General features: G+C 62.8%; 19 protein-coding genes. 10 read left to right on the top strand and 9 right to left on the bottom strand.

What is annotated here, in order from left to right:
- Positions 1-33 precede the first annotated feature (33 nt).
- Entirely contained in the window at positions 34-783 is a 750-nt protein-coding gene (locus VIE67_RS03685; protein ID WP_332023391.1) for a M15 family metallopeptidase, read from the top strand.
- Between the two features lie 157 nt (positions 784-940).
- Here the strand turns inward: VIE67_RS03685 and prpC are convergent, their stop codons facing one another.
- Both prpC and prpB read right to left on the bottom strand, forming a co-directional pair.
- A complete protein-coding gene (gene prpC / locus VIE67_RS03680) occupies positions 941-2,098 on the bottom strand; it encodes a bifunctional 2-methylcitrate synthase/citrate synthase (protein ID WP_332023389.1) in 1,158 nt (385 codons plus the stop codon).
- A 120-nt stretch (positions 2,099-2,218) separates the two neighbouring features.
- Positions 2,219-3,121, bottom strand: a complete 903-nt coding sequence (gene prpB / locus VIE67_RS03675; protein ID WP_332023387.1) for a methylisocitrate lyase — start codon at positions 3,119-3,121, stop codon at positions 2,219-2,221.
- Positions 3,122-3,273: 152 nt separating this feature from the next.
- On the opposite strand from prpB, the gene VIE67_RS03670 reads away from it, so the two are divergent.
- The 5 genes from VIE67_RS03670 (at position 3,274) to glgX (ending at position 15,235) form a co-directional block, all read left to right on the top strand.
- Complete coding sequence (locus VIE67_RS03670) at positions 3,274-5,778, top strand: glycogen/starch/alpha-glucan phosphorylase (RefSeq protein ID WP_332023385.1); 2,505 nt, start codon at positions 3,274-3,276, stop codon at positions 5,776-5,778.
- Between the two features lie 3 nt (positions 5,779-5,781).
- Positions 5,782-7,995, top strand: coding sequence for a 1,4-alpha-glucan branching protein GlgB (gene glgB, locus VIE67_RS03665; protein WP_332023384.1), 2,214 nt, complete (start codon positions 5,782-5,784; stop codon positions 7,993-7,995).
- 221 nt (positions 7,996-8,216) lie between these two features.
- Positions 8,217-9,485 carry a glucose-1-phosphate adenylyltransferase gene (gene glgC, locus VIE67_RS03660; RefSeq protein ID WP_332023381.1) on the top strand — a complete coding sequence of 423 codons (1,269 nt, stop codon included), beginning with the start codon at positions 8,217-8,219 and terminating at the stop codon, positions 9,483-9,485.
- 4 nt (positions 9,486-9,489) lie between these two features.
- Positions 9,490-10,935, top strand: a complete 1,446-nt coding sequence (gene glgA / locus VIE67_RS03655; protein ID WP_332023379.1) for a glycogen synthase GlgA — start codon at positions 9,490-9,492, stop codon at positions 10,933-10,935.
- 52 nt (positions 10,936-10,987) lie between these two features.
- Entirely contained in the window at positions 10,988-15,235 is a 4,248-nt protein-coding gene (gene glgX / locus VIE67_RS03650; RefSeq protein WP_332023378.1) for a glycogen debranching protein GlgX, read from the top strand.
- Between the two features lie 150 nt (positions 15,236-15,385).
- Here the strand turns inward: glgX and prpE are convergent, their stop codons facing one another.
- Complete coding sequence (gene prpE / locus VIE67_RS03645; RefSeq protein WP_332023376.1) at positions 15,386-17,284, bottom strand: propionate--CoA ligase; 1,899 nt, start codon at positions 17,282-17,284, stop codon at positions 15,386-15,388.
- 168 nt (positions 17,285-17,452) lie between these two features.
- On the opposite strand from prpE, the gene VIE67_RS03640 reads away from it, so the two are divergent.
- Both VIE67_RS03640 and VIE67_RS03635 read left to right on the top strand, forming a co-directional pair.
- Entirely contained in the window at positions 17,453-17,791 is a 339-nt protein-coding gene (locus VIE67_RS03640; RefSeq protein ID WP_332023374.1) for an ArsR/SmtB family transcription factor, read from the top strand.
- Positions 17,775-18,221 carry an SRPBCC family protein gene (locus VIE67_RS03635; protein ID WP_332023372.1) on the top strand — a complete coding sequence of 149 codons (447 nt, stop codon included), beginning with the start codon at positions 17,775-17,777 and terminating at the stop codon, positions 18,219-18,221. The genes VIE67_RS03640 and VIE67_RS03635 overlap by 17 nt, the downstream gene beginning before the upstream one ends.
- 93 nt (positions 18,222-18,314) lie before the next feature.
- Here VIE67_RS03635 and VIE67_RS03630 read toward each other — a convergent pair whose 3' ends face one another.
- Both VIE67_RS03630 and VIE67_RS03625 read right to left on the bottom strand, forming a co-directional pair.
- Positions 18,315-19,301, bottom strand: a complete 987-nt coding sequence (locus tag VIE67_RS03630) for a malate dehydrogenase (protein ID WP_332023370.1) — start codon at positions 19,299-19,301, stop codon at positions 18,315-18,317.
- 155 nt (positions 19,302-19,456) lie between these two features.
- The gene (locus VIE67_RS03625) at positions 19,457-20,656 is read right to left on the bottom strand and encodes an aminotransferase class I/II-fold pyridoxal phosphate-dependent enzyme (protein WP_332023368.1); all 1,200 of its coding nucleotides are present in this window, start codon (positions 20,654-20,656) and stop codon (positions 19,457-19,459) included.
- A gap of 222 nt (positions 20,657-20,878) precedes the next feature.
- On the opposite strand from VIE67_RS03625, the gene VIE67_RS03620 reads away from it, so the two are divergent.
- Entirely contained in the window at positions 20,879-21,133 is a 255-nt protein-coding gene (locus tag VIE67_RS03620) for a GlsB/YeaQ/YmgE family stress response membrane protein (protein ID WP_332023366.1), read from the top strand.
- A 153-nt stretch (positions 21,134-21,286) separates the two neighbouring features.
- Here the strand turns inward: VIE67_RS03620 and VIE67_RS03615 are convergent, their stop codons facing one another.
- Together VIE67_RS03615 and VIE67_RS03610 are read right to left on the bottom strand one after the other, a co-directional pair.
- Positions 21,287-22,369 (bottom strand): glycoside hydrolase family 99-like domain-containing protein, encoded by a 1,083-nt coding sequence (locus VIE67_RS03615; protein WP_332023364.1) that lies wholly within the window; start codon positions 22,367-22,369, stop codon positions 21,287-21,289.
- An 85-nt stretch (positions 22,370-22,454) separates the two neighbouring features.
- Positions 22,455-22,967, bottom strand: coding sequence for a peptidylprolyl isomerase (locus tag VIE67_RS03610; RefSeq protein WP_332023362.1), 513 nt, complete (start codon positions 22,965-22,967; stop codon positions 22,455-22,457).
- Between the two features lie 178 nt (positions 22,968-23,145).
- Here VIE67_RS03610 and typA point away from each other — a divergent pair, with 178 nt between their 5' ends.
- Entirely contained in the window at positions 23,146-24,966 is a 1,821-nt protein-coding gene (gene typA / locus VIE67_RS03605; protein WP_332023360.1) for a translational GTPase TypA, read from the top strand.
- A gap of 265 nt (positions 24,967-25,231) precedes the next feature.
- Here typA and VIE67_RS03600 read toward each other — a convergent pair whose 3' ends face one another.
- Together VIE67_RS03600 and VIE67_RS03595 are read right to left on the bottom strand one after the other, a co-directional pair.
- Positions 25,232-25,654, bottom strand: coding sequence for a hypothetical protein (locus tag VIE67_RS03600; protein ID WP_332023358.1), 423 nt, complete (start codon positions 25,652-25,654; stop codon positions 25,232-25,234).
- Positions 25,632-26,303, bottom strand: a complete 672-nt coding sequence (locus tag VIE67_RS03595) for a transcriptional regulator (RefSeq protein ID WP_332023357.1) — start codon at positions 26,301-26,303, stop codon at positions 25,632-25,634. The genes VIE67_RS03600 and VIE67_RS03595 overlap by 23 nt, the downstream gene beginning before the upstream one ends.
- Positions 26,304-26,467 lie beyond the last annotated feature (164 nt).

The following is a 26,467-nucleotide window of genomic DNA, read 5'->3' as shown; positions in this document are numbered from 1 at the left end:
GGCAGTATGGCGCGACATAGCCGAGAGAATTGCATGCGCACCCTACCGCTGTCGATCCTGCTTCTCGCCTTCGCCGCCTGTACGGCGACGACTCCACAGAAACCACCGGTCGCCGGAGCGCCGGCCGTCTTCCATATCGATCCGGTGCGGCCGGTGGCCGAGTTGCTGCCGATCGCGCTGGCGGCCACGCCGCCGGTCGAACAGGGTGATTTCCGCGCGTCCGATCTGGTCGAACTGACCACACTTGAGCCAACGATCAAACTCGATATCGGTTACGCCACGAAGAATAATTTTCTCGGCACGCCGTTGTACAGTCAGGCGCGCGCGTTCATGCAGCGTCCCGCGGCCGAAGCGCTGGTGCGTGTGCAGCGTGCGCTGTCCAGGGAAGGCTATGGCCTGCTCGTGCACGATGCCTATCGGCCGTGGTACGTGACGAAAATCTTCTGGAACGCGACACCCGCGGACAAGCATCAGTTCGTCGCCAATCCGGCCACCGGTTCGCGCCACAATCGCGGCTGTGCAGTCGACCTGACCTTGTACGATCTGAAAACCGGCCGCGCGGTCGAGATGCCGAGTCTGTACGACGAAATGTCCGAGCGCGCGTATCCGAACTACAGCGGCGGCGGCGCGCAGGCGCGCGCACGGCGCGACTTGCTACGCCGCTACATGGAAGCCGAGAGCTTCAGCGTCTATGAATACGAGTGGTGGCATTTCGACTACCGCGACTGGAAGTCGTACGCGGTGCAGAACAAGCGCTTCGAAGAGATCGCACCGGCGCATTAGGATCGAATCCAGGAAATTTCTGCATTTCGTCATTTCCGGCGAAAGCTGGAAGCGCTTTACAACAGCGAAGCTGGTCATCCAGCTTGATCGGCTGTCAAAAGGAAATGGATTCCAGCTTTCGCTGGAATGACGAGCACTGGTCTGCGTCGCCTCGCTGTCAACCCCGCTTGTCGATCGGCACGAACGCGCGATCGTCCGGCCCGATGTAGTTGGCGCTGGGGCGAATGATCTTGTTGTCGATGCGCTGCTCGATGATGTGCGCGCTCCAGCCCGAGGTGCGCGAAATGACGAACAGCGGGGTGAACATCGCCGTCGGCACGCCCATCATGTGATAGCTCGACGCACTGAACCAGTCGAGATTCGGGAACATTTTTTTTGTGTTCCACATCAAGGTTTCGATGCGTTCGGAGATGTCGAACAGGCGCCGGTTGCCGCCCTCCGCGCACAGCGTGCGCGAGATTTCCTTGATGATCGGATTGCGCGGATCGCCGATCGTGTAGACCGGATGGCCGAAACCGATGATGATTTCCTTGCGCTCCATGCGCGCACGGATGTCGGCCTCTGCCTCGTCGGCGCTGCGATAGCGCGAGATGATTTCCATCGCGGCCTCGTTGGCGCCGCCGTGCTTGGGGCCGCGCAACGCGCCGATCGCGCCGGTGATCGCGGAATAGAAATCGCTGTTGGTGCCGGCAATCACGCGTGCGGTGAAAGTCGACGCGTTGAACTCGTGCTCGGCATACAGGATCAGCGATTGGTCGAGCGCGCGCGTGTGCAGTTCGCTCGCCTTGCGCCCATGCAATAGATACAGGAAGTGTCCGGCGATCGACTCGTCGTCGGTCTGCGTATCGACACGCTTGCCGTTGTGCGACCAGTGGTACCAGTACAGCAGGATCGAGCCGAAACTTGCCATCAGACGATCGGCGATATCGCGCGCGCCGGTGATGGCGTGATCGTCCTTCTCCGGGAGTACCGTGCCGAGCACCGACGCACCGGTGCGCATCACGTCCATCGGATGCGTCGCCGCAGGCAGCACTTCGAGCGCGGCCTTGACCGGCGCGGGCAGACCGCGCAGCGCCTTCAGTTTGGCGCGATAGGCAGCAAGTTCGGCCTTGTTCGGCAACGCCTCGTGCACCAGCAGATAGGCGACTTCCTCGAACGTCGCATGCTGCGCGAGGTCGGCGATGTCATAGCCGCGATAGTGCAGGTCGTTGCCGGTGCGGCCGACCGTGCAAATGGTGGAATTGCCCGCCACGACGCCCGATAGCGCGACAGATTTTTTGACTTTCGGAACCGCGCTTTGAATTTCTGCGCTCATACCTGCCTCCCGTGAACAATATATGCAGCTTGTGTGCTTGTGTAGGTTGGGCTGAGCATAGCGAAGCCCAACGCGGATTGCGTGGAACGTTGGGCTTCCTTCGTCAGCCCAACTTACACATTATTTTTCCGTCGCGCCTGCGAAGAGATTGTCGAGTTTCTGCTCGAACTCGTAATAGCCGATGCGGTCGTAAAGCTCCTCGCGCGTCTGCATCGTGTCGAGCACGTTCTTCTGATGGCCGTCCTTGCGGATGGCGGTATAAACGGCTTCGGCGGCCTTGTTCATCGCGCGGAACGCCGACAGCGGATACAACACGATGTCGACACCGACGCTGCGCAGCTCATCCACGCTGAACAGCGGCGTCTTGCCGAACTCGGTGATGTTCGCCAGCACCGGCACCTTCAGCGCATCGACGAAGCGCTTGTAGGTTGGCAGATCGTAGGCAGCTTCGGCGAAGATGCCGTCGGCGCCGGCTTCGACGCAGGCGATCGCACGCTCGATCGCCGCGTCGACGCCTTCCATCTGGATCGCGTCGGTGCGTGCGATAAGGAAAAAATCCGCATCGGTCTTCGCATCCGCTGCCGCCTTGACGCGATCGGCCATTTCCTGGCGGCCGACGATTTCCTTGCCGGGCCGATGGCCGCAGCGCTTCGCGCCGACCTGATCCTCGATATGGCAGGCGGCCGCGCCGAACTTGATCAGCGACTTGACCGTGCGCGCGATATTGAATGCGCTCGGCCCGAACCCGGTGTCGATATCGACCAGCAGCGGCAGATCGCAGACGTCGGTGATGCGGCGCACGTCGGTCAGCACATCGTCGAGCGTGTTGATGCCCAGATCCGGCAAGCCCAGCGAGCCGGCCGCGACGCCGCCGCCGGAAAGATAGATCGCGCGGTAGCCGGCTCGCTTGGCGAGCAGCGCGTGATTGGCATTGACCGCACCGATCACCTGCAGCGGTTTTTCGGCGGCAAGCGCTGCGCGGAAACGTGCGCCGGCGGATGATGGACTCGACGATGGGCTCATGAAACCTCCGCAAGGGACCGCTATTTTAGCATCTTGGCGTTACCCGACGTTCTCGAATCCGGTCGATGCATCCCGGTGCGTTGCGCGAAAGGCGGACTTGGTGCAGGCTTGCCAGCCGACGCTGTAACCGATACCAATCCACGGAATTGCGCATGACCAACCCCCACGAGCTGGCGGCCGCGACAGGCGGCTGGCCGGAACGCCGGAAAGAACACGCTCCCGATGCAGGCGAAGTGAGCGCGCTGCGCGAAGCGATCCTGCGCCGCCTGACCTACTCGGTCGGCAAGAACCCGATCAGCGCGAGCGAATACGATTGGTATCAGGCCGTGGTCTACGCCACGCGCGACCGCATCGTCGACCAGTGGATGGAGTCGGCCGCTGCCGCCTACGTGCACGGCCCCAAGCGCGTGTACTACCTGTCGCTGGAATTCCTGATCGGTCGCCTGCTGTTCGATGCCTTGAACAATCTCGGTCTGACCGATGCGATGCGCGCGGCGACCAAGGGCTTGGGTGTCGATCTGGATCGCCTGCGCACGCTCGAACCCGATGCGGCGCTCGGCAATGGCGGCCTCGGCCGTCTCGCCGCGTGCTTCATGGAAAGCATGGCGACCCTGTCGATCGCCGCGCACGGCTACGGCATCCGCTACGACCACGGTCTGTTCCGTCAGGCGATCAAGGACGGCTGGCAGCAGGAATATCCCGAGGATTGGCTCGCGTTCGGCAATCCGTGGGAGTTCAAGCGGCCGGAAGTCAATTATCCGATTGGCTTCGGCGGCACGGTCGAGGAAAACACCTCACTTGACGGCGCCGTGCGCCACACCTGGAAACCGATCGAATTCGTCGAAGCGGTCGCCTACGACACGCCTGTGGTCGGCTGGCGCGCGACGCATGTGAACACGCTGCGCTTGTGGTCGGCGCGCGCGTCCGAGCCGTTGCTGCTCGATGCGTTCAACGCCGGCGACTATGTCGGCGCGATGTCCGGCAAGGCGCGTGCGGAAGCGATTTCGAAAGTGCTGTATCCGAGCGACGAAACGCCCGCCGGTCAGGAACTGCGCCTGCGCCAGGAATACTTTTTTGCCTCGGCCTCGCTGCAGGACCTGGTGCGCCGGCATCTGAAGCAGTACCAGGATTTGCGCACCCTGCCCGACCACGTCGCGATCCAGCTCAACGATACGCACCCGGCGATTGCGGTCGCCGAGCTGATGCGCATCCTGTTCGATCAGCATGGCATCGAATGGGAAGAAGCCTGGCGCATCACCAACGCGACGATTTCGTATACCAACCACACCCTGCTGCCCGAAGCGCTGGAAAGCTGGCCAGTACCGCTGCTCGAACGCCTGCTGCCGCGGCATATGCAGATCATCTACCTGATCAATGCGCTGCATCTGGACAGCGTGCGCAAGGCCGGGCATACCGATGCGCAATTCGTGTCGTCGGTATCCGTGATCGAGGAGCACTCCGGCCGGCGCGTGCGCATGGGCCATCTCGCCTTCATCGGTTCGCACAAGGTCAACGGCGTGTCGGCACTGCACACTGAACTGCTCAAGCAGACCGTGTTCCGCGATTTCGACACGCTGTATCCGGAACGCATCGTCAACAAGACCAATGGCATCACGTTCCGGCGCTGGCTGTTCGAGGCGAACCCGGGCCTGACGCGATTGCTCGCCGATGTCGCGGGCGATGCGATCTACGACGATCCCTCCGCGTTGACCCGGATCGAGCCCTACGCCGACGATAAAGCCTTCCAGGACAGCCTCGCCGCGATCAAGCGCCAGAACAAGGTCGCGTTGGCGAAAATCATCCTGGAGCGATGCAAGGTCAAAGTCGATCCGGACGCGCTGTTCGATGTGCAGATCAAGCGCGTGCACGAATACAAACGCCAGCTGCTCAATATCCTCGAAACGATCGCGCTGTACGACGCGATGCGCGCGCACCCGCACGCCGAGTGGGTACCGTGCGTGAAGATTTTCGCCGGCAAGGCGGCGGCGAGCTATCACACCGCGAAATTGATCATCAAACTCGCCAACGATGTCGCGCGCGTAGTCAATGGCGATCCCACCCTGCGCGGCCTGCTCAAGGTCGTCTATCTGCCGAACTACAACGTTAGTCTGGCCGAGTCGATCATTCCGGCGGCGGATTTGTCCGAGCAGATTTCCACCGCCGGCATGGAGGCCTCGGGCACCGGCAACATGAAGCTCGCGCTCAACGGCGCGCTGACGATCGGCACGCTCGATGGCGCCAATGTCGAGATCAAGGAAAGGGTCGGCGACGAAAACATCTTCATCTTCGGCCTGACCACCGAACAGGTTGCGGAGCGGCGCAGCCGTGGTGTCGACATGAGCGCGGAGATCGCCGCCTCGCCGGTGTTGGGCGAAGTGCTCGATGCGATCGGTTCCGGAGTATTCTCGCCCGACGACCCGGCGCGTTATCGCGGACTGGTCGATATCCTCACCCATCACGATCACTTTATGGTCTGCGCAGATTTCGACGCCTACCTGAAGCGCCAGCGCGAGGTCGCCACCCACTGGCGCAATCGTTCGGCATGGTGGCGTTCGAGCGCGCTCAACACGGCACGCATGGGCTGGTTTTCGTCGGATCGCGCGATCGGCGAATATGCCGAGGACATCTGGCAGGTTCCGGTTGAGACCAAGGCCTGAGCCATGAGCGACACGGGATGGCAGGCAAGGCAGGAGGATATCGATGCGATCCTCGCCGCCCGCCATGCCGATCCGTTTGCCGTGCTTGGTCAGCATGTGTCGTCCGCAGGCGTCGTTATCCGCGCCTTTGTTGCCGGCGCTGAATCGGTTGCGGCGATCGATTCCGCGGGCATGCCGATCGCCACACTCGGCGCGCGCGCCGATGGCTTTTTTGAAGCGTTGATTGCGGCGCGCGCAGCGCCTTTGCGCTATCGCCTGCGCGCGGCGAATGCCGGCGGTACCTGGGAATTCGACGATCCGTACACGTTTGTACCGGTGCTCGGCGCGACCGACGATCATCTGCTCGTCGAAGGCACGCATCACAAACTGTACGAGCGTCTCGGCGCGCAGCTGATGACGCACGCAGGGATTGCCGGCGTGCACTTCGCGGTGTGGGCGCCGAATGCACGGCGCGTGTCGGTCGTCGGCGATTTCAATCGCTGGGACGGGCGCACGCATCAAATGCGCAAGCGTGTCGATTCGGGCCTGTGGGAAATCTTCGCGCCGGGCCTTGGCGCAGGCGCGGTATACAAATTCGAGATCGCCGGCGCCGATGGCGGCTTGTTGCCGCTCAAAGCCGACCCGTTCGGCTTCGGCGCCGAGCTGCGGCCGTCGACCGCCTCCGTGGTTACGCGCGCCGTGGATATTGTCTGGAACGATGGCGAATTCCTGCGCCGCCGCGCCAGCGTTGACGCACGCCGGCAACCGCAATCGACCTACGAGGTTCATCTGGGCTCGTGGCGGCGCAGCGGCGACGGTGGTTTCCTGAGCTACGACGAACTCGCCGCGCAATTGCTGCCGTATGTCGCCGACCTGGGCTTCACCCATATCGAATTGCTGCCGATTTCCGAACACCCGCTGGATGCATCCTGGGGCTATCAACCGATCGGCCTGTTTGCGCCGACCGCGCGCTTCGCCGATTCAAATGGTGCCGCTGCGGCCGGCTTCGCGCGTTTCGTCGACGCGGCGCACGCGCTCGGCATCGGCGTGATTCTCGACTGGGTACCGGCGCACTTCCCGACCGATATCCACGGCCTCGCCCAATTCGATGGCGGCGCGCTGTACGAACATGCCGACCCGCGCCGCGGTTTCCATCCGGACTGGAACACGGCGATCTACGATTTCGGCCGGCGCGAAGTCGCCAGCGTACTTTGCGCCAATGCCTTGTACTGGCTCGATCGCTTTCATGTCGATGCGTTGCGCGTCGATGCGGTCGCCTCGATGCTCTATCTCGACTACTCGCGCAAGGCCGGCGAATGGCTGCCGAATCCCGATGGCAGCAACGACAACCGCGACGCGGTCGCGTTCCTGCAGCAGGTCAACACGCTCGTCTATGCCGAACACCCCGGTGCGCTGACCATCGCCGAGGAATCGACCGCATGGCCGGGCGTGTCGCAGCCGGTGCACGCCGGCGGACTCGGTTTCGGCTTCAAATGGAATATGGGCTGGATGCACGACACGCTCGACTACATGTCGCTCGAACCGGTGCATCGCAAGTGGCACCACAACAAGCTGACGTTTGGCCTTCTATACGCCTTTACCGAGAACTTCGTGCTGCCGCTGTCGCACGATGAAGTCGTGCACGGCAAGGGTTCGATCCTCGGCAAGATGCCCGGCGACGAGTGGCAACGTTTCGCCAACGCGCGCGCCTATTACGCATTCATGTGGGCGCATCCGGGCAAGAAGCTGCTGTTCATGGGCCAGGAATTCGGCCAGACGCGCGAATGGAATTTCGAGGCAGGTCTGGAATGGCAGCTACTGCAATATCCGCTGCACCAAGGCTTGCAGGCGCTGGTGCGCGACCTCAACCGCGTCCATCGCAACGTCCCCGCCCTGCATGCGCGCGATTGCGAAGGCGAGGGTTTCCAGTGGATCGTGGCTGACGATGCCGAGCAATCGGTGTATGCGTGGCTGCGCCGCGGCGCGCCAGGCGACGCGCTGGTCGCGGTCGTGTGCAACTTCACCCCGGTACCGCGTCACGGCTATCGCATCGGCTTGCCGCAGGCCGGCCGCTGGCGTGAAATCCTCAATTCCGACGCGCAGATTTACGGCGGCTCGGGCATGGGAAATCTCGGCGGCGTCGATGCGCATCCGCATCCGTCGCATGGATTTGCGGCCTCGGCCGAAGTCACGATTCCGCCGCTGGGCGCAGTGTATTTTCAGTTTGATGGTGGGTGAAGAGCGGAAGATTGAACCACGGAGAACACGGAGAACACGAAGAGAAGCGAGGAAGATGAAAGGAAACCTGAGCGCGGACAAGGCAGATTGAATTTCTCAGCTTGATTCGCGTTTATTCGCGTCTTTTTTACTCTTATATCTTTCTCCGTGTTCTCCGTGTCCTCCGTGGTTCAAGCTCTGCTTCTCCTTAGATAGAAATACAAGTAACCCGGGAGAAAGAGATGAACGGCAAACTCACCACCAGCGCACCGCTTGCGCGTTCGGCGATGGCGTATGTGCTCGCCGGCGGGCGCGGCAGCCGCCTGATGGAACTGACCGATATCCGCGCCAAGCCCGCGGTCTATTTCGGCGGCAAATCGCGGATCATCGATTTCGCGCTGTCGAATGCGGTGAACTCGGGCATCCGCCGGATCGCGGTGGCGACGCAGTACAAGGCGCACAGCCTGATCCGCCATCTGCAGCGCGGCTGGAACTTCTTCCGTCCCGAGCGCAACGAGAGTTTCGATATCCTGCCTGCGAGCCAGCGCGTTTCCGAGGAGATGTGGTATCTCGGCACGGCCGACGCGGTGTTTCAGAACATCGACATCATCGAGGGCTACGCGCCGCAATACATGGTTCTGCTTGCCGGCGATCACATCTACAAGATGGACTACGAGCAGATGCTGCAGCAGCACGTCGACCAGGGCGCCGACGTGACCGTGGGTTGTCTGGAAGTCCCACGCGTGGAAGCCAGCGGCTTCGGCGTGATGCACGTGGACGAAAACGACCGCATCATTTCGTTTCTGGAAAAGCCCAAGGATCCGCCGCCAATGCCGGGCAAGCCGGATATGGCGCTTGCGAGCATGGGCATCTATGTATTCGAGACCAAATTCCTGATCGAGCAATTGAAGCGTGATGCGGCCGATGCGAAGTCCTCGCGCGATTTCGGCAAGGACATCATTCCGTATCTGGTCAAGCACGGCAAAGCGGTCGCCCATCATTTCTCGCAATCCTGCGTGCGCTCGAGCGAGGAAACGAGCGCCTACTGGCGCGATGTCGGCACGGTCGATGCGTACTGGGCCGCGAATATCGATCTCACGGACATCGTGCCCGATCTGGATCTCTACGACCGCAACTGGCCGATCTGGACCTACGGCGAGATCACGCCGCCGGCGAAATTCGTGCACGACACGGAAGGGCGCCGCGGCGAGGCGATTTCCTCGCTGGTTTCCGGCGGCTGCATCATTTCCGGCGCTGCGCTCAGGCACACCCTGCTGTTCACCGGCGTGCGCGTGCACTCGTATACGACGGTGACCAACGCGGTCGTGCTGCCATATGCGCGCATCCATCGCGACGTGCATCTGGACAAGGTTGTGATCGACCGTGGCGTGGAGATTCCGCCGGGCCTGGTTGTCGGCGAAGATGCCGAACTCGATTCCAAGCGCTTCCGGCGCACCGATCAGGGCATCTGCTTGATCACGCAACCGATGATCGACCGGCTGAAAGCCTGATCGGATGCGCGTTCTCAGCGTCGCCTCGGAAATTTTTCCGCTGATCAAGACCGGTGGCCTTGCCGACGTGGTCGGCGCGCTGCCAGGCGCGCTCGCACCCTTGGGCGTCGAAGTGCGCAGTCTGCTGCCCGGTTATCCGGCACTGCTCGCGGCGCTGAAAAATGTACAGCTTGTGGCAAAGTATACGAATTACTTCGGCGGTCCGGCGCGCATTCTGAGCGCGACCGCATCCGGGCTGGATCTGTTCGTGCTCGAGGCCAAACATCTGTTCGGCCGTCCCGGCAATCCGTATACCGGCGCCGACGGCAAGGATTGGCCGGACAATGCGCTGCGCTTCGCGGCACTCGCGCGCGCGGGCGCGAATCTCGGCCAGGGAGCGGCGCCGGATTTCGTGCCGGACATCGTGCAAGCGCACGACTGGCAGGCCGGATTGGTGCCTGCGTATCTGCGTTACGACAACAAACGGCGCCCGGCAACGGTCGCGACCGTGCACAACCTCGCTTTCCAGGGTCAGTTCGACAAAGCGCTGCTGTCAGCGCTCGGCCTGCCGCCCATGGCGTTCGCGATCGACGGTGTCGAATACTACGGCACGATCGGTTACCTCAAAGCCGCGCTGCAATTGTCCGATCGCATCACCACGGTATCGCCTACATACGCATTGGAAATTCGCCAGTCCGAAGCCGGCATGGGCCTGGATGGCTTGCTGCGCGCGCGCGGCGCGGCGGTAAGCGGCATCCTCAACGGCGTCGATACCGATGTGTGGAATCCAGCCAGCGACGAGTACCTCGCCGCACGCTACGACGCGCGGCGCATCGCCGTGCGCGCGAAAAACAAGGCAGCCTTGCAGGCGCGTATGGACTTGAGCGTCGATCCCGACCTGCCGCTGTTCGGCGTGGTCAGCCGCTTGTCGTGGCAGAAGGGGCTGGATCTGCTGCACGAGGCGCTACCTGCCCTGCTCGACGTCGGCCAACTCGCCCTGCTCGGCGCCGGCGAGAAATTGCTCGAGCAGAAATATACCGCCGCGGCGCGTGCCAATACGGGCCGGGTCGGCTGCGTGCTCGGCTACGACGAGGAGCTCGCGCATCTGATCCAGGCTGGTGCCGATGTGCTGCTCGTGCCGTCGCGTTTCGAACCCTGCGGCCTGACCCAGTTGTGTGCGCTGCGTTACGGCGCCGTGCCGCTGGTCGCGCGCGTCGGCGGCTTGAACGACACGATCATCGACGCCAGCGAAATGGCGCTCGCTGCAGAAGTCGCAACCGGTATCCAGTTCGCGCCGGTAAATGCCGTGATGCTCGATGCGGCCATTCGCCGCACCGCGCTGCTGTACCGCGACAAGCCGACCTGGAAACGCCTGCAGCTCAACGGCATGCGTACCGATGTGTCGTGGGCGCATCCGGCGCAGCGTTACGCGGCGTTGTATCGCGAGCTGCTCGCATCGCTGGCCGCGTAGCGCTCGTCATTCCGGCTTTCGCTGGAACGACGGTATCTGATACGTTCCTCCCATGGCCTACCGCATTACTCCAGGTTCACCAGAACCCCTTGGTGTCACTCCCGTAGACAAGGGCGTCAACGTCGCCGTTTTCTCGGCGCACGCCAGCGCAATCGAATTCTGTCTGTTCGACGACACCGGCAAACGCGAACGCGAACGGCTGCGATTGCCCGGCCGCAGCGGCGATGTTTTTCACGCGCACATCGCCGATGTGCCGCTTGGCGCGCGTTACGGTTTGCGCGTGCACGGGCCGTACGCGCCGCGTGCGGGACATCGCTTCAATCCGGCGAAGTTGCTGGTCGATCCGTATGCGCTGCAACTCGACCGCCCGTTCGCTCTGCATGCGTCGATGTTCGGCTTCGGCCGCGGCGATCCCGATTCCGATAACCAGATCGATACGGCGGACAGCGCGGCTGTCGTGCCCAAAGCCATCGTCGTCGACCGCAACGCCTTGCGTGCGACACCGACGTCGGTGCGCGTGCCGTGGTCCGATACGGTGATCTACGAGTTGCATGTGCGCGGGTATACAAAACAGCATCCGGCCATTCCCAAAACCATGCGCGGCACGTTTGCCGCATTGGCGCAGCCGGCGGCCATCGCACACCTGGCTGAGCTCGGCATCACCACGGTCGAGATCATGCCGGCTGCGGCGTGGATCGACGAGCGCCATCTGCCGCCGCTCGGCCTGCACAACTACTGGGGCTACAACCCGATCGCGATGATGGCGCCCGATCCACGCCTCGCGCCAGGCGGCTGGGCGGAGATCCGCCAGGCGACCGACGCGCTGCATGCGGCCGGCATCGAAGTGCTGCTCGATGTGGTGTTCAATCATTCGGGCGAGAGCGACGAGCTCGGGCCTACGCTGTCGTTCCGCGGTCTCGACAACGCGAGCTACTACCGCCTCGTGCCCGACGCGCCGCAGCGCTATATCAACGATACCGGTTGCGGCAATTGCCTCGCGCTTGATCGCGCGCCACTCGTGCGCCTGGCGCTGGACAGCATGCGCACCTGGATCCAGCTGGGCGGGATCGATGGCTTTCGCTTCGATCTGGCCACGACGCTCGGCCGGCGCGAAACGGGATTCGATGCCGGCGCACCGCTGCTCGCCGCGATCGACCAGGATCCCTTGCTGCGCGAAGCCAAGTTGATCGCCGAGCCGTGGGATCCGGGCCCCGGCGGCTATCAGGCCGGCAACTTCCCCGACGGCTACGGCGAATGGAACGATCGTTTCCGCGACGACGTGCGTCGCTACTGGCGCGGCGACGCCGGGCTGCGCGGCGCATTGGCGACGCGCCTCGCCGGCTCGGCGGATCTGTTCGCCGCCAAGGGCCGGCCTTCGCACAGCGTGAATTTCATCAGCGCGCACGACGGATTTACGCTGGCCGACCTCGTCGCCTACGAGCGCAAGCACAACGATGCGAACGGTGAACAGAATCGCGACGGCACCGACGCAAACTATTCCTGGAACCACGGCGTCGAGGGCGCCAGCAGCGACGCGCGCATCATCGCCGCGCGGCGACGCGACCAGCGCAATCTGCTCGCGACTCTGCTGCTTGCGCGCGGTACGCCGATGCTCGCGATGGGCGCTGAGCTGGGCCTCACCCATGCCGGCAACAACAATGCATATGCGCAGGACAACGCCGGTTCGTGGATCGACTGGTTGCACGCCGACCACGACTTGATCGACTTCACCCGGCGCCTGATCGCGCAACGTCACGCGCATCGCGCGCTGCGCGACGACCGCTTTCTTGCCGGCGCGGTCATCGATGGCCGCGGTATCGCCGATATCGAATGGCGCGGCGCCGAAGGCGCGTTGATCGACGCGGCGGATTGGGAGAAGTCCAATTCGGACACCCTGGTCGCCGCGTTCTATGCCAGCACCGACGAGGCCGTGAGCGACCGTGTGGCGATCGCGATTCATCGTGGCCGCAACGACATCCGCGTCGCCTTGCCCAGCGCGCGCGCGGGTTTCGTCTGGCGACGCTGCCTGGATACCGCGAAAGCCGCCATTGCGGTGATGACTGCGGAAAGCGGAAGCGCAAATATTTCCGCGCGCTCGGTCGTCACCTTTGTCGAAACCCAGGACGACAGGAAATCCAGAAACAGCCACACCGACAACGAGATCCTGAATCGGCTCGCACAAACTGCCGGCATCGCAGCGGATTGGTGGGATGTCGCCGGCACGCAGCACGCCGTCAGTCCGGAAACCAAACGCACGCTGCTGGCCGCGATGAGCCTGCGCGCCGAAACCGAGGCGCAAGCGCGCGAAAGCCTTGAGCGGATCATGCAGACCCGGCAGCACCGCCTGCTGCCGATGACGCGGGTCGTTCGCGCGGACGCGTCGGCATCGGTAGACCTTCGTGTGACGGTGCCCGCGGCGCAGAGTCCACCGCGCGGTGGCGCGACCGTACGCAACGACGCCGGTGAGGTGATTGCGCAGATCGCCACGGCCGACCTCGCCACGCAAATTCTGTCCGACCCGCTCGGCCTGCGCTTGCGCGTCAGCGCGCTGAGCCTGCCGCAACTCGAAATGGGCCGCTATCAGGTGAGTTTCGATGCGCTACCGGACACGGTTTGTCAGCTTACGATCGCGCCACGCCACTGCTTTCGTCCGCCCCTGCTCGATGCGGATCAGCGCGGCGGGGTGCGCAGCTTCGGCCTTTCCGTACAGGCGTATTCGCTGCGTCGGGCAAACGCCAACGATTCCGGCATCGGCGATTTCAGCGCGATCGGCGAATTCGCACAGCACGCTGCGCGCGCCGGTGCGGCCACGATCGGCATCAATCCGTTGCATATGCTGTTTCCAGCGGACCGCGAACGCGTGAGTCCGTATCATCCTTCGGATCGCCGCTTCATCGATCCGATCTATCTGGATCCCGGTGCCCTGTACGATCTGCCCGGTTTTACCGAAGCCGGCCTGCAATGGCAGCAGAATCGGTTTCGCATGCACCTTGCGACGCGCGACGACATCGAATATTCCGCGGTATGGGCGCTGAAAAATACCGCTTTGCAAGCGCTGTTCACATCGATGCAGCGCGCCATGCGCGATCAAGCGGACAGCTCGATCGTGCGCGAATTCCTGGACTTCGTGCGTGCGCGCGGCGAATCGCTGCGCCTGTTCGCCACCTTTCAGGTGATCGCAGAGATGCACGCGAACAGCGCCTGGACAACCTGGCCGAACGCGCTGCGCAGCGCGCACCGGATCGAGGTCGAAGCCTTCGCGGCGCAGCATGCAGGACGCGTGCGCTACCACGAGTTTCTGCAATGGCTGTGCGAACGCCAGCTCGCCGCAACCGCAGCGCACGCGCGCGATAACGGCCTGACGCTCGGGCTGTATCGCGATCTCGCGGTCGGCGCCGCGCCCGACGGCGCCGAAACCTGGGCCAACGCCGCGCAGCTGGCGCGCGACGTGTCGATCGGCGCGCCGCCCGATCCGCTCGCGCCCGCCGGCCAGGTATGGAATCTGCCGCCACCAAATCCCCTCGCCTGGCAGGAGCACGATTACGCATCGTTCCGCCAGGCGCTCGCGGCGAACATGCGCCACGCCGGCATTCTGCGCATCGATCACGTGTTGGGCCTCGCACGCCTGTTCTGGGTGCCCGCCGGCGGCAAGGCGATCGACGGCGCGTATGTCGCCTACCCGACCGAGGATTTGCTCGGACATCTCGCGCTGGAAAGTCAGCGCCAGCAATGCGCCGTGATCGGCGAGGATCTCGGCACCGTGCCCGACGGCCTGCGCGAAAAGCTTGCCGACAACGGCATGCTGCGCTATCAGGTGATGCTGCTCGAACGTGACGGCACCGCGTTCAAGTCGCCGGCAGGCTATTCGGCAAACGCGGCGGCCTGCGCGTCCACACACGACCTGCCGCCGCTTGCGGGTTGGTGGCAAGCCGCGGATATCCGCGAACGCGAATCGCTCGGACTGACTGCCGGTGCTGAAATCACCCAGCTGCTTTCAGTGCGGCACGAGGAAAAGCGCTTGCTCGTTGAAGCCATCAACGCAGCTGGAGTTTCCCTGCACATCGATCTGGACGCACCTCTTGCTGCCAACGCGATGGCTGCCCTGCATGCCTGGCTGGCGCGCGCGCCGTCGACGTTGCTGCTGGCGCAGGCAGAAGACCTCGCCTTCGAAACCGTCGCTCAGAATCTGCCCGGCACCGATCGCGAGCGCCCGAATTGGCGGCGGCGATTGGCCGCTACTTCTGAAGAGCTATTAACTTCCGAATCGGTACAGCGGGTGCTGCAAGCATTGCGGCGATAGGAGCGAAAGAGCTCCCACGGCGAAAGACGCAGAGAGTTTTCTCCTCCCCCTTCAAGGGGGAGGCCGGGAGGGGGATGGTGTGGGGACAGCCTGTCATCGCTCCGACACCGTCCCCACCCAACCTCCCCTTGAAGGAGAGGGCTCAGGTTGCTACCCGAAATCCGGTCCGCGTAGCAAAGCGCTGCGAATTTCCTCCAGCGCATTCGGATCGTCCAGGGTTGACAGATCGCCCGCATCGCGCGACTCAGCCAGCGCCTGCAGCGAACGGCGCAGCAGCTTCCCGGAACGGGTCTTCGGCAAGGCATTCACGATATAAACGCGCGCGGGTTTAGCGACGCTGCCGAGCCGTTCGACCACACGCTGCTGCATGCCGCTAGCGGCGTCGTGCTTTGCCGCTGCATCGGCCGTGCTCGACTTCAACGTGGCGAAAACGATCGGCACCTGGCCTTTGAGTTCGTCGTGGACACCGATCACCGCGACTTCGGCGACGCTGGCATGCGTGGCGACCGACTCTTCAATCTCGCGCGTGCCAAGACGATGCCCGGCGACATTGATGACATCGTCGGTGCGACCGAGGATGAAGGTGTAGCCGTCGTCGTCGCGGATCGCCCAGTCGAGCGAGCTGTACAGCAGTTCCTTGAAGTGGGAAAAGTAGCTTTGTATAAAACGCGCGTCGTCGTCCCAGATCGTGGTAAGGCAGCCCGGCGGCAGCGGCGGTTCGGCGACGAGCACGCCTTTTTCGTTCGCGGCGGCATCCAGACCGGTCGTTTCGTTGATCACGCGGTATTTGTAGCCGAAATTCGGCAGGCCCGGCGAGCCGAATTTGATCGGTTTGAGATCGAGCCCGGCATGCAGGCAGATCGCGGGCCAGCCGGTTTCGGTCTGCCAGTAGTTGTCGATAACCGGCTTGCCGAGGCCCTGCGAAATCCATTGCGCCGTCGGCTCATCGAGCGGCTCGCCGGCAAGGAACAGGTATTGCAACGCCGACAGGTCGTATTTTTTTAGCCATGCCGCATCGTGTTTCTTCAGCACGCGGATCGCGGTCGGCGACGAGAACATCGAACGCACGCCGTATTTCTCGCACAGCTGCCACCAGATTCCCGCATCGGGATTGACCGGCAGGCCTTCGTAGAGCAGCGCGGTCGCGCCGGCGATCAGCGGGCCGTAGATGTTGTAGCTGTGACCAACCGCCCAGCCGACATCGGAGGTCGAGAACATCACCTGCCCCGGCCCGACGTCGAAGATCGTGCGCATCGACAGCGCCATCGCGACCGCGTGGCCGCCGACGTCGCGCTGCACGCCCTTGGGTTTGCCGGTCGTGCCGGAGGTATACAAGATGTAGCTTGGCTCGTTCGATTCGAGCCACGCGCATGGAACTTCCGACTCGGCGTGACGCGCACGCAGATCCGCATAGTCGAGATCGCGGCCCCGGACGCGTTGCAAATTGGGATCGAGGCCGCGCGACACGATCAACACATGCGGCGGCGGAAACTTCGCCTCGGCCAGCGCGGCGTCGATAAGCGGCTTGTACGCAATCACCTTGCCGCCACGCATGCCGGCATCGGCGCAAATGAGCAGCTTCGGCTTCGCATCGTCGATGCGCACGGCCAGATTGTGCGCAGCGAAACCGCCGAACACGACCGAGTGGATCGCGCCGAGTCGCGCGCAGGCGAGCACGGCAAACACCGCCTCGGCCATATTCGGCATGTAGATGACGACGCGTTCGCCGCGCGCGACGCCGAGCCCAGAGAGCACCGCGGCAAACGTATTCACTTCTCGATACAGCTCGCGATAGGTTACCTCGCGCGTGACATTCGTCTCGGTCGAGATCGCGATGATCGCCGCCTGATCGCCGCGTTCGGCGAGGTGCCGATCGACCGCGTTGTGGCACAGATTCGTCTCGCCACCGGCGAACCAGCGGCGGAAAGGCGGATTTGTATACTCGAGTATCGTCTGCGGTGGCTTGTGCCAGTCAATCAGTTTCGCCTGCTCGGCCCAGAACGCCTCGGGTTGCTCGATCGAACGGCGATATTCGGATTCGTAACTCATCGATCCCTCCTCGATCGCCGACTGCGGCGGCCCCGGTCGAATGTACCTCGCCGAGGCCTCGCTCGCCATTGGCTCTTCGTCCTTGGCCGTAATCGGAACGACACCGCAAGAAATATGCGTTGAATCTTGTACTTGACATATTCAACTGTTTGGTTGAATATGTGTCGCATGTCCAGCCTTGATCTCGCCTTTGCCGCCCTTGGCGACCCGACCCGCCGCCGTATCGTCGCGCGCCTCGCACGCGGTCGCATGCGGGTGACGGATCTGGCGCACCCGTTCGACATGTCGCTCAACGCCGTGTCCAAGCACCTGAAGGTACTCGAACGTTCCGGCTTGCTGAAACGCGAGCGCCTGGGTCGCGAGCACTGGCTGCAGCTGCGCGGCGCGCCACTGCGCGAGATCGTGCGCTGGACATCGCAGTACGAACGCTTCTGGAACGAGCGCCTCGATGCGCTGGGCGAATTTCTGTCAATTCAACAGGAGAATGATGATGGCCAAGAGAAATGAAAAATCGATGGGTAAGTTTTCGACCGTGGTGTCACGCAGCTACGATGCGGCGCCGGAGCAGGTATTCAGCGCGTGGACGGATCCCGCGAGCGTGCGCGCATGGCTCGGGATGGGCGGATTGACCGTGGTGGACCCGCGCGAGGACGGCCTGTTCTACATCGGCATGCCGGTCAACGACAAGGTCGTCCCGCATTACGGCCGCTACCTGCGTGTCGAATCGCCGCGTGTGTTGGAGTTCACCTGGGTGAGCGAGCATACCGGCGGATTGGAATCGGTCGTGCTGCTCGAATTCATGCGCAACGGCAAGCAGACCGACCTCAAGCTTACGCACGATGGCCTGCCCAACGAAGACAAGGCAAACGCGCATCGTGGCGGCTGGACGAAGTTTCTCGAAGACCTCGCACCGCGCCTGGCCAAGCACGCCGCGTAAGGCAAACAAAAGGGCGCAGTCGAAACTGCGCCCTTTGTGTCCCTTTGAGAAGCGGCAAAGCCTCAGTGCTTGCGCGCGGACGGCGACACCGGATCAGCGCTTGGCAAACAGATGCTCGACGCCGGCGCGCTCTTCGCGCAATTCCTTGTCGGTCGCGTCCATGCGCGCGCGCGAAAACTCGTTGATCACCAGGCCCTGCACGATGCTGAACTTGCCGTCCTTGACCGTCACCGGGTAACCGTAGATCACGCCGGGCGCGATGCCGTAACTGCCATCGGATGGAACGCCCATCGAGGCCCAATCGCCGTCAGCGCTGCCGAGCGCCCAGGTGCGCATATGATCGATCGCGGCCGACGCGGCCGATGCCGCGCTCGAGGCACCGCGCGCTTTGATGATCGCCGCACCGCGCTGCTGCACGGTCGGAATAAACGTGTCCTTGTACCAACCCTGATCGACCAGCGTCAGCGCCGCCGCACCTTTCACGGTGGCGTGGTGCAGGTCCGGATACTGGGTCGAGGAATGATTGCCCCAGATCGTCACCTTCCTGATGTCGGTTGTGTGTGCGCCGGTTTTTTCGGCGAGTTGCGACAAGGCGCGGTTGTGATCCAGGCGCACCATCGCGGTGAAACAATTCGGATCGAGGTCCGGAGCGTTCTGCTGGGCGATCAGCGAATTGGTATTCGCCGGATTGCCGACCACGAGTACCTTGACCGTACGTTTCGCGTGATCGTTGAGCGCCTTACCCTGCGGCGAGAAGATTGCGCCGTTGGCTTCGAGCAGATCCTTGCGCTCCATGCCGGGTCCACGCGGACGCGCGCCGACCAGCAGCGCATAGTCGACGTCCTTGAATGCGACGTTCAAATCATCGGTGGCGACCACGCCGGCGAGCAGCGGAAACGCGCAGTCGTTCAATTCCATCACCACGCCGTTCAACGCCGGCAACGCGGGCGTGATTTCGAGCAGGTGCAGGATGACCGGCTGATCCTTGCCGAGCATGTCGCCTGCGGCGATGCGGAACAGCAAGGCGTAACCGATCTGGCCGGCGGCGCCGGTGACGACAATTCGGACGGGGGATTTCATGGACGGGCTCCTTCATGTTCTTGCCCCCTCTCCCGCTGGCGGGAGAGGGTCGGGGTGAGGGTGGCGTTGGGAAGCACGATGCCGCTGATGCGCCACCCTCATCCGCCCTTTGGGCACCTTCTCCCGCCGGCGGGAGAAGGGATTGCAACGGATGTTCAATTCAACTCGGCAAAAAATTCCTGGATGCGCTTCATGCCATCGGTCAACTCGGCCGATTTGCACGTATACGAAATGCGCAGCGCACGCGGCTCGCCAAACGCCGAGCCGGGTACGCAGGCGACGCCTTTCACCTCAAGCAGCAAGTCGCAAAAATCCACATCGCTGCTTATTACACTCGTGCCGTGCTTCTTGCCAAATGCCACGGAAATGTCGGGGAACGCATAGAACGCGCCCTGCGGACGCGGGCAATGTACGCCGGGAATCGCGTTGAGCACAGCCAGCACCTGGTCGCGCTTCTGCGCGAACTCGGCGCATTTCTGCACGGTGATATCCTGCGGACCGGTCAGCGCGGCGGTCGCCGCGGCGCTGACCACTTCCGGAATATTGGTGATGTGATTGGAGTTGAGCGTGACCACAGCCTGCGCCACACCCACCGGCGCGGCGATCAAACCCACTCTCCAGCCGGGCATGCCGTAAGTCTTCGACAGCGAATCGACGACGATCGTGCGCTCGCGCAATTGCGGCTGCGTGTGCAGGAAATTGTGGTAGCCGATGCCGTCGAAGATCAGACGATTGTAGATGTCGTCGAGAATGATCCACGTGTCCGGATGTTTCACCACCACCTCGGCCAGCGCGGCGATTTCCTCGCGCGTGTAGACCATGCCGGTCGGATTCGACGGATTGTTGAACAGGAAGACTTTGGGTTTGGTCGCCAACGCCTTGTCGAGTTGCGCCGGCAAGAGTTTGTAGTTCTGCGTGGACGGACACGGCAGCGTGGTCACCTTCGCTTCGAGGATATCGGCGATATCGACGTAGGTCGTCCAGTACGGCGTCGGGAACACGATCTCGTCGCCCGGATCGAGCAATGCTTCGGCCAGGTTGTACAAGGTCTGCTTGGCGCCGATGCCGACGGCCAGATTCGTGCGCGCGTAACCGGGCAGACCGCTGCCTTCGAGATGTTTCAGAAACGCATCCAGCAGCGCGTCGCTGCCGCGATTGGATCCGTACTGACCGCTATCGTGCGCCAGCGCGTCGCGCGCGGCAGCGTAGACATGCTCGCCGGGCAGGAAATTGGGCACGCCGATCGAGAAACTGATGATGTCGCGCCCGGCCGCCTTGAGCTTTTTCGCCTTGTCGGCGACGGCCATGATCGCGCTGGGTTTGGCACGGCTCATACGCTCGGCAAGCTGGAGCATTGCAGTTCCTCGGGAGTCGAAGTAGGGCCCATAACTTTAGCACAGGCGCGTGCGCAGACCCCGTTCCCGAGCTGCGCCTGCGCCTGTTCAGGCATCGTCCTGCGGCGCGCCGCACTGACTTAACGCGGTAGCGTTGGAATTTGCTAAGCTGGCGTCGCGTCGACTGGGGGGAGTCGCCGGGGTAGACGCAACTGGCAATCAAAAAAACCAACGGAGGTGAATATGTTGCATCTGATCTGGTCCGTTATCGTCGGCTTTGTTGTCGGCCTGATCGCACGTGCAGTGATGCCCGGCGTCGATCACATGGGTTTCTGGATGACCGCGGGCGTCGGCATCGTGGGCTCGCTGATCGGTGGTTTCATCGGTGGCATGATCAAGAAGCCGGCCGACGGCGCGATGTTCCATCCGGCGGGTATCATCATGTCGATCATCGGCGCCGTGATCCTGTTGTTCCTGCTGCGCATGGCCGGTATCTGACGATCGATTCGCAGACCCGTTCCACATCGACAAAAAGGCCGCCGGGAAGGCGGCCTTTTTATTTGTCGGCCCGCGCGTATGGATCGTGCCGGCATCGCGGTCGCGCATGGCACCTGGCTGCGTCCGCACGATTGTCCGCACGCGACAACGAGTTCATTGCGCCTGTGCATGTGCGACGTTGGGGGAAACCGGACTCAATGCGGCGCGAGTCGCTTCCAGGAACTTGTGGCCATTGGAAATATCCGGCTCCAGATAGGCGCCCTCGCCCCATTCGTTCCAGGCGTTGATGAAGACCAGTTGCTCATCGCCTCGCCGGTGACGGCTGCTCCATTCCACCAGCTCGCTGAGCCAGCGCTGGTATTCAGCCGACTGGTTGCCGGCAAAAATGCGCGCGCGCGGACCGACGCGCGGGGTGTTGTCCCAACCTGGGAATACGCCACGAAGCCATACGTATCCCGGATCCGGTCTTTTCAGCGCGCCCTCCACCATCAACGGATAGTTGTTCAGCACGCCACGAAATGCCGGATCGAGCAATTGCAAATGCTTGTTGTCGAACATCCACACCTTCTGGTTCGTCGGCGGGAACTCGACCGCAGCGTCGTAACCGATGGCGCGCGGATCAGTCAAATCGAATGAATGCACATTGGCCAGATATATCTCGCCGATGCCTTCGGCGCGGCACACGTCCCGCCATATCCTCGCCGCAGCTGCCGGATCCGGCAGCGAAGCGGGGCGATACACGAGAATGAGCGGGCGGCCGTCGATGCGGATATAGCGTCGATCATTCAGCGTGGTCAGCAGATCGCGGATGAAACGCACTTCCCAATCGCCGGCGTATTCCTGCGCGATCAGGACTTCGCTGTCGCGCCCGTCCCAACGGCGCGTCCAGTTTTCGTTGGCCCAGCACACGCAAAACGGGAAATCCGGTTCGCCGGATGCCAGCACTTCGTTCAATGGCCGCTCGAGCAAGCGTCTACCATTGAACCAGTAGTGGTAGTAGCAGAATCCGTGCAGCCCGTAGGTGCGTGCCATGTCCGCCTGCGCGAGGCGCGTCTCCGGCACGCGCAGATCGTAAAACCCCAGATCCGCGGGAATGCGCGGCTGATAGTGACCGACGAAGCCGGGTTTGGCGGCGGCTACGCCACGCCATTCGGTGAAGCCCTTGCCCCACCATGCGTCGTTTTCGGGAATCGGGTGAAACTGCGGCAGGTAAAAGGCAATGGCACGAACTGTCATTTGAATCTTCCTTGTCTTTCCGGGCCACCCCCTTGGGCCAGGTACGTTAGCGAACGAAAAACTCTCGAACCGCTCCGCTCCGCAGTCAGCGCGCGCTCAAAGCCCGGTTCCACTCATCGATCTGCGGCTGTACTTTTGCAAGAAGTGCGGAAGTATCGCCGACGATCGTGATCGACTCGATCTTGTCGCCTTGGTGAATGCTGTTGACGACTTTCTGGTCGTCGGCGCTGATGACTTCGCCGAACACCGTGTGCTTGCCGTCGAGCCACGGCGTGACTATGTGAGTAATGAAAAACTGCGAACCGTTGGTGCCAGGCCCCGCATTCGCCATCGACAGCACACCCGGCTTGTTGTGCTTGAGCGTCGGGACAAATTCGTCGCCGAAGCGATAGCCCGGACCGCCGCGGCCGGAACCTTCCGGGCAGCCGCCCTGAACCATGAAATCCGGAATCACGCGGTGAAAACTCAAGCCGTCGTAGAATTTGCGCTGGACGAGATTGGCGAAATTCGCCACCGTCAGCGGCGTGTGTTCAGGGAACAAACGGATATGGATTGTGCCGCGCTCGGTCTTGATATGGGCTTGCAGGTCTTGACTCATCGGAACTCCATGAAGTGAAAGGCGCGATCGAGGATAGCCGCGGAAATTTGCGCCGGAATGATAGCCGATGCGGTGTAAGGATCGGCTAATGCTGCGCCGCAGTATTTGGCTAAAAATCCGGGTATAATTCGCGGCCTTCCACCTTTGTCGCGCCTGCCAACAGTGCGGGTCTATCGCCATGTCCATCGAAAATCTGCGCAATATTGCCATCGTCGCCCATGTCGACCACGGCAAGACCACCCTCGTCGACTGTCTGTTGCGGCAGTCCGGCACGTTCAGCGAGCGCACCGTGCTGGCCGAGCGCGTGATGGACTCCAACGACCAGGAAAAGGAACGCGGCATCACCATCCTGGCCAAAAATACGGCGATCACCTGGCGCGAAAACCGCATCAATATCGTCGATACGCCGGGGCATGCGGATTTCGGTGGCGAGGTCGAACGCGTACTGTCGATGGTCGATTCGGTGCTGCTGCTGGTCGACGCGATGGACGGCCCGATGCCGCAGACGCGCTTCGTCACCCAGAAAGCGTTCCAGATGGGCTTCAAGCCGATCGTCGTGATCAACAAGGTCGATCGCCCCGGCGCACGTCCGGGCTGGGTGCTCGATCAGACTTTCGACCTGTTCGATCGCCTCGGCGCGACCAACGAGCAGCTCGACTTCCCGGTCGTATACGCCTCGGCCCTGCACGGCTACGCCAGCCTCGATCCGGACGTGCGCGAAGGCGACATGACGCCGTTGTACGAGTCGATCATGAAGAACGTCCCCGCGCCCCATGTCGATCCGGACGGCCCGTTCCAGATGCGCCTGTCCCAGCTCGACTACAACAGCTATGTCGGCCTGATCGGCATCGGCCGCATACAGCGCGGCAAGGTGCGCACCAACATGCCGGTAGCAATCGTCGATCGCGATGGCAAGAAGCGTCAAGGCCGCGTGTTGCAGGTGCTGGGCTTCATGGGTCTGGAGCGCCGCGAAGTACCCGAGGCAGAAGCCGGCGACATCGTCGCGATTTCCGGCATCGAGGCCTTGAGCATTTCCGACACGCTCTGCGCCGTCGATGCGCCCGAGGCGCTGCCGGCAATGACCGTGGACGAGCCCACGATCAGCATGACCTTCCAGGTCAACAACTCTCCGTTCTGCGGCAAGGAAGGCAGGTTCATGACCAGCCGCCAGATCCGCGAGCGCCTGATGCGCGAAGTGCTGCACAACGTCGCGCTGCGCGTCGAGGAAACCGAAGACCCGGACAAGTTCAAGGTCTCCGGCCGCGGCGAACTGCACCTGTCCGTGCTGATCGAGACGATGCGTCGCGAAGGCTACGAATTGGCGGTGTCGCGTCCGGAAGTTATCCTCAAGGAAGTCGACGGCGAAATCCACGAGCCCTATGAGCAACTCGTCGTCGATATGGAAGAACAATTCCAGGGCGGCGTGATGGAGCGCCTCGGCACGCGCAAGGGTCAACTCAAGAACATGGAACCGGACGGACGCGGTCGCGTGCGTTTGGAATACATTATTCCCGCGCGCGGACTGATCGGCTTCCAGACCGAATTCCGCACGGTCACTGCCGGCACCGGTCTGCTGTTCCACGTTTTCGATCACTACGGCCCGCGCGCGGAAGGCGCGATCGCCAAGCGCCAGAACGGCGTGATGATCTCCAACGGCACCGGCATGGCGCCGGCGTATTCGCTGGTGTCCTTGCAGGAGCGCGGCCGTCTGCTCATCGACGAAGGTGCGCAGATTTACGAAGGCCAGCTCGTCGGCATCCACGCTAAGGACAACGACCTCACCGTCAACGCACTACGTGCGAAACAGCTCACCAATATCCGCGCCGCGGGCAAGGACGAAAACGTCCAGCTCACACCCGCAATCAAGATGTCGCTCGAGCAGGCGCTCGAGTTCATCGACGACGACGAACTGGTCGAGGTCACACCCAAGGCCGTGCGCCTGCGCAAGAAGCATCTGACCGAGAACGACCGCAAGAAGGCGTCGCGGCAGGCGGCTTGAGCAATCCGGGCTCTCGATAGACGCATCGCGCATTCACTTGCTGCCATCCCCTACTATTGATGCGGCCAGCTGAAGTTTGAAATGCCCAACACTTTGGCTGGTGCGGAGATCGTTTTTCCTTCCCCTGCGAAGCGGGGGAAGGTGCCGAAGGCGGAAGGGGGCTCTCGCTCTTGATCGGGCATGGCAAAGGCGCCCCCATCAGCCCTACGGGCAGCTTCCCCCGCTACGCAGGGGAAGCGACCACATGGAAATGGCCAGCTTGAGTTCAAACATCACCGAGCCGCATCAATAGCATCCCGGCCAACGCGCGCGTCGCGGCGAGCACGTCCGTCAACAAGCGGTCATCCGGTTCCAGATAGCCTTCGTATTCGGCCAGATTGCGCTTCTCGTGCGCCTTGGCGAGCACACGCCAATAACCAGCCGCGAGATCGGTCGTCTCGGGCAGCACCTGGAACACGAGATAGCGATGCTCCGCGCGATAGCCCATGCGTCGCAGTGCATACAACGCCAATGCGTGCGCTGCGTTGTAAACGAGATCAAAACGGCTGTCGTAGGCCAGCTTGGCGTTCTGCGCATCCGCGAGCCGCGACAAGCCTGAACGTTTCAATCCGGCTAGTTCGTCCTCGCGCGGCGGCTCGCGCTTGAGCGCGCCCGTGCGTACGAGGTTATCGAGCCGGGTCGAGGTCATCGGCCGATCCGATCACGAACAGACGCGATCGACCTTTGATCCGCGCCACGAAACTATCCGGCTGGCCGCGCTTGCGCCGCCACTCCTTCGCGCTCATCAGATTCGGGCTGACGGCGCGGCCGAGCTGCCGCTCTGCGGCCTGCACGGCCTCGAACAACGCCGGATAGTCGAGATCGTCCGCAATCACCATCAGGTCGATATCGCTCTGCGCGCGATCCATGCCGCTCGCTATCGAGCCGTAGACGAAGGCGGCGCGGATGCCCTTCGCCAGCGGCGACAGCGCCTCGCGCAGCGGCCCGACGATGCCGACCGTCTTGCGCACCAGCCCGGCCAACTCCTTGAACACCGGCGATTTGGAATTGGCCTGATAATAAAGCTGGCGCCCTTCCACGCTCGCGCGCACGAGGCCGCTTTCGGCGAGGCGCTTAAGCACGCGATGCGTCGCGCCCGTGCCGGAGCCGGCCAACCGGATCAACTCCACGCTCTGGAAGCGTCGCTGCGGTTGTCCAAACAGCAGGCCGAGTACGCGCTGTTGCACCGGCGTGAACAGCGCGCCCGCGAGACCGGTGGTCGTCGTTGCATGATCGGGCGCTGGCTTGTGAGTTCCCATTTCGGGAATGATCGTACCCGATTTGGGAACGATCGCCAAGCCCGCCGTGCCGCAGGCAGCACTTGACCAAAAACGACCGGAAGAAGGCGATTTGAGTACATTGCGGTAAGCGCGCAATTCCTGATCTGCTAAAGTAGCTGCTCGCCACCAGTCGCAGCCCTGCGAGTTCCGGCCAGAGCGCAATTCCTGATCTGCTAAAGTCA

Origin of the sequence: Rudaea sp. (assembly GCF_036560865.1) — a bacterium.
Classification (GTDB): domain Bacteria; phylum Pseudomonadota; class Gammaproteobacteria; order Xanthomonadales; family Rhodanobacteraceae; genus Rudaea.
Note: the sequence above shows the minus strand (reverse complement) of the source record. Positions and strands in the feature narration are given on the sequence as shown.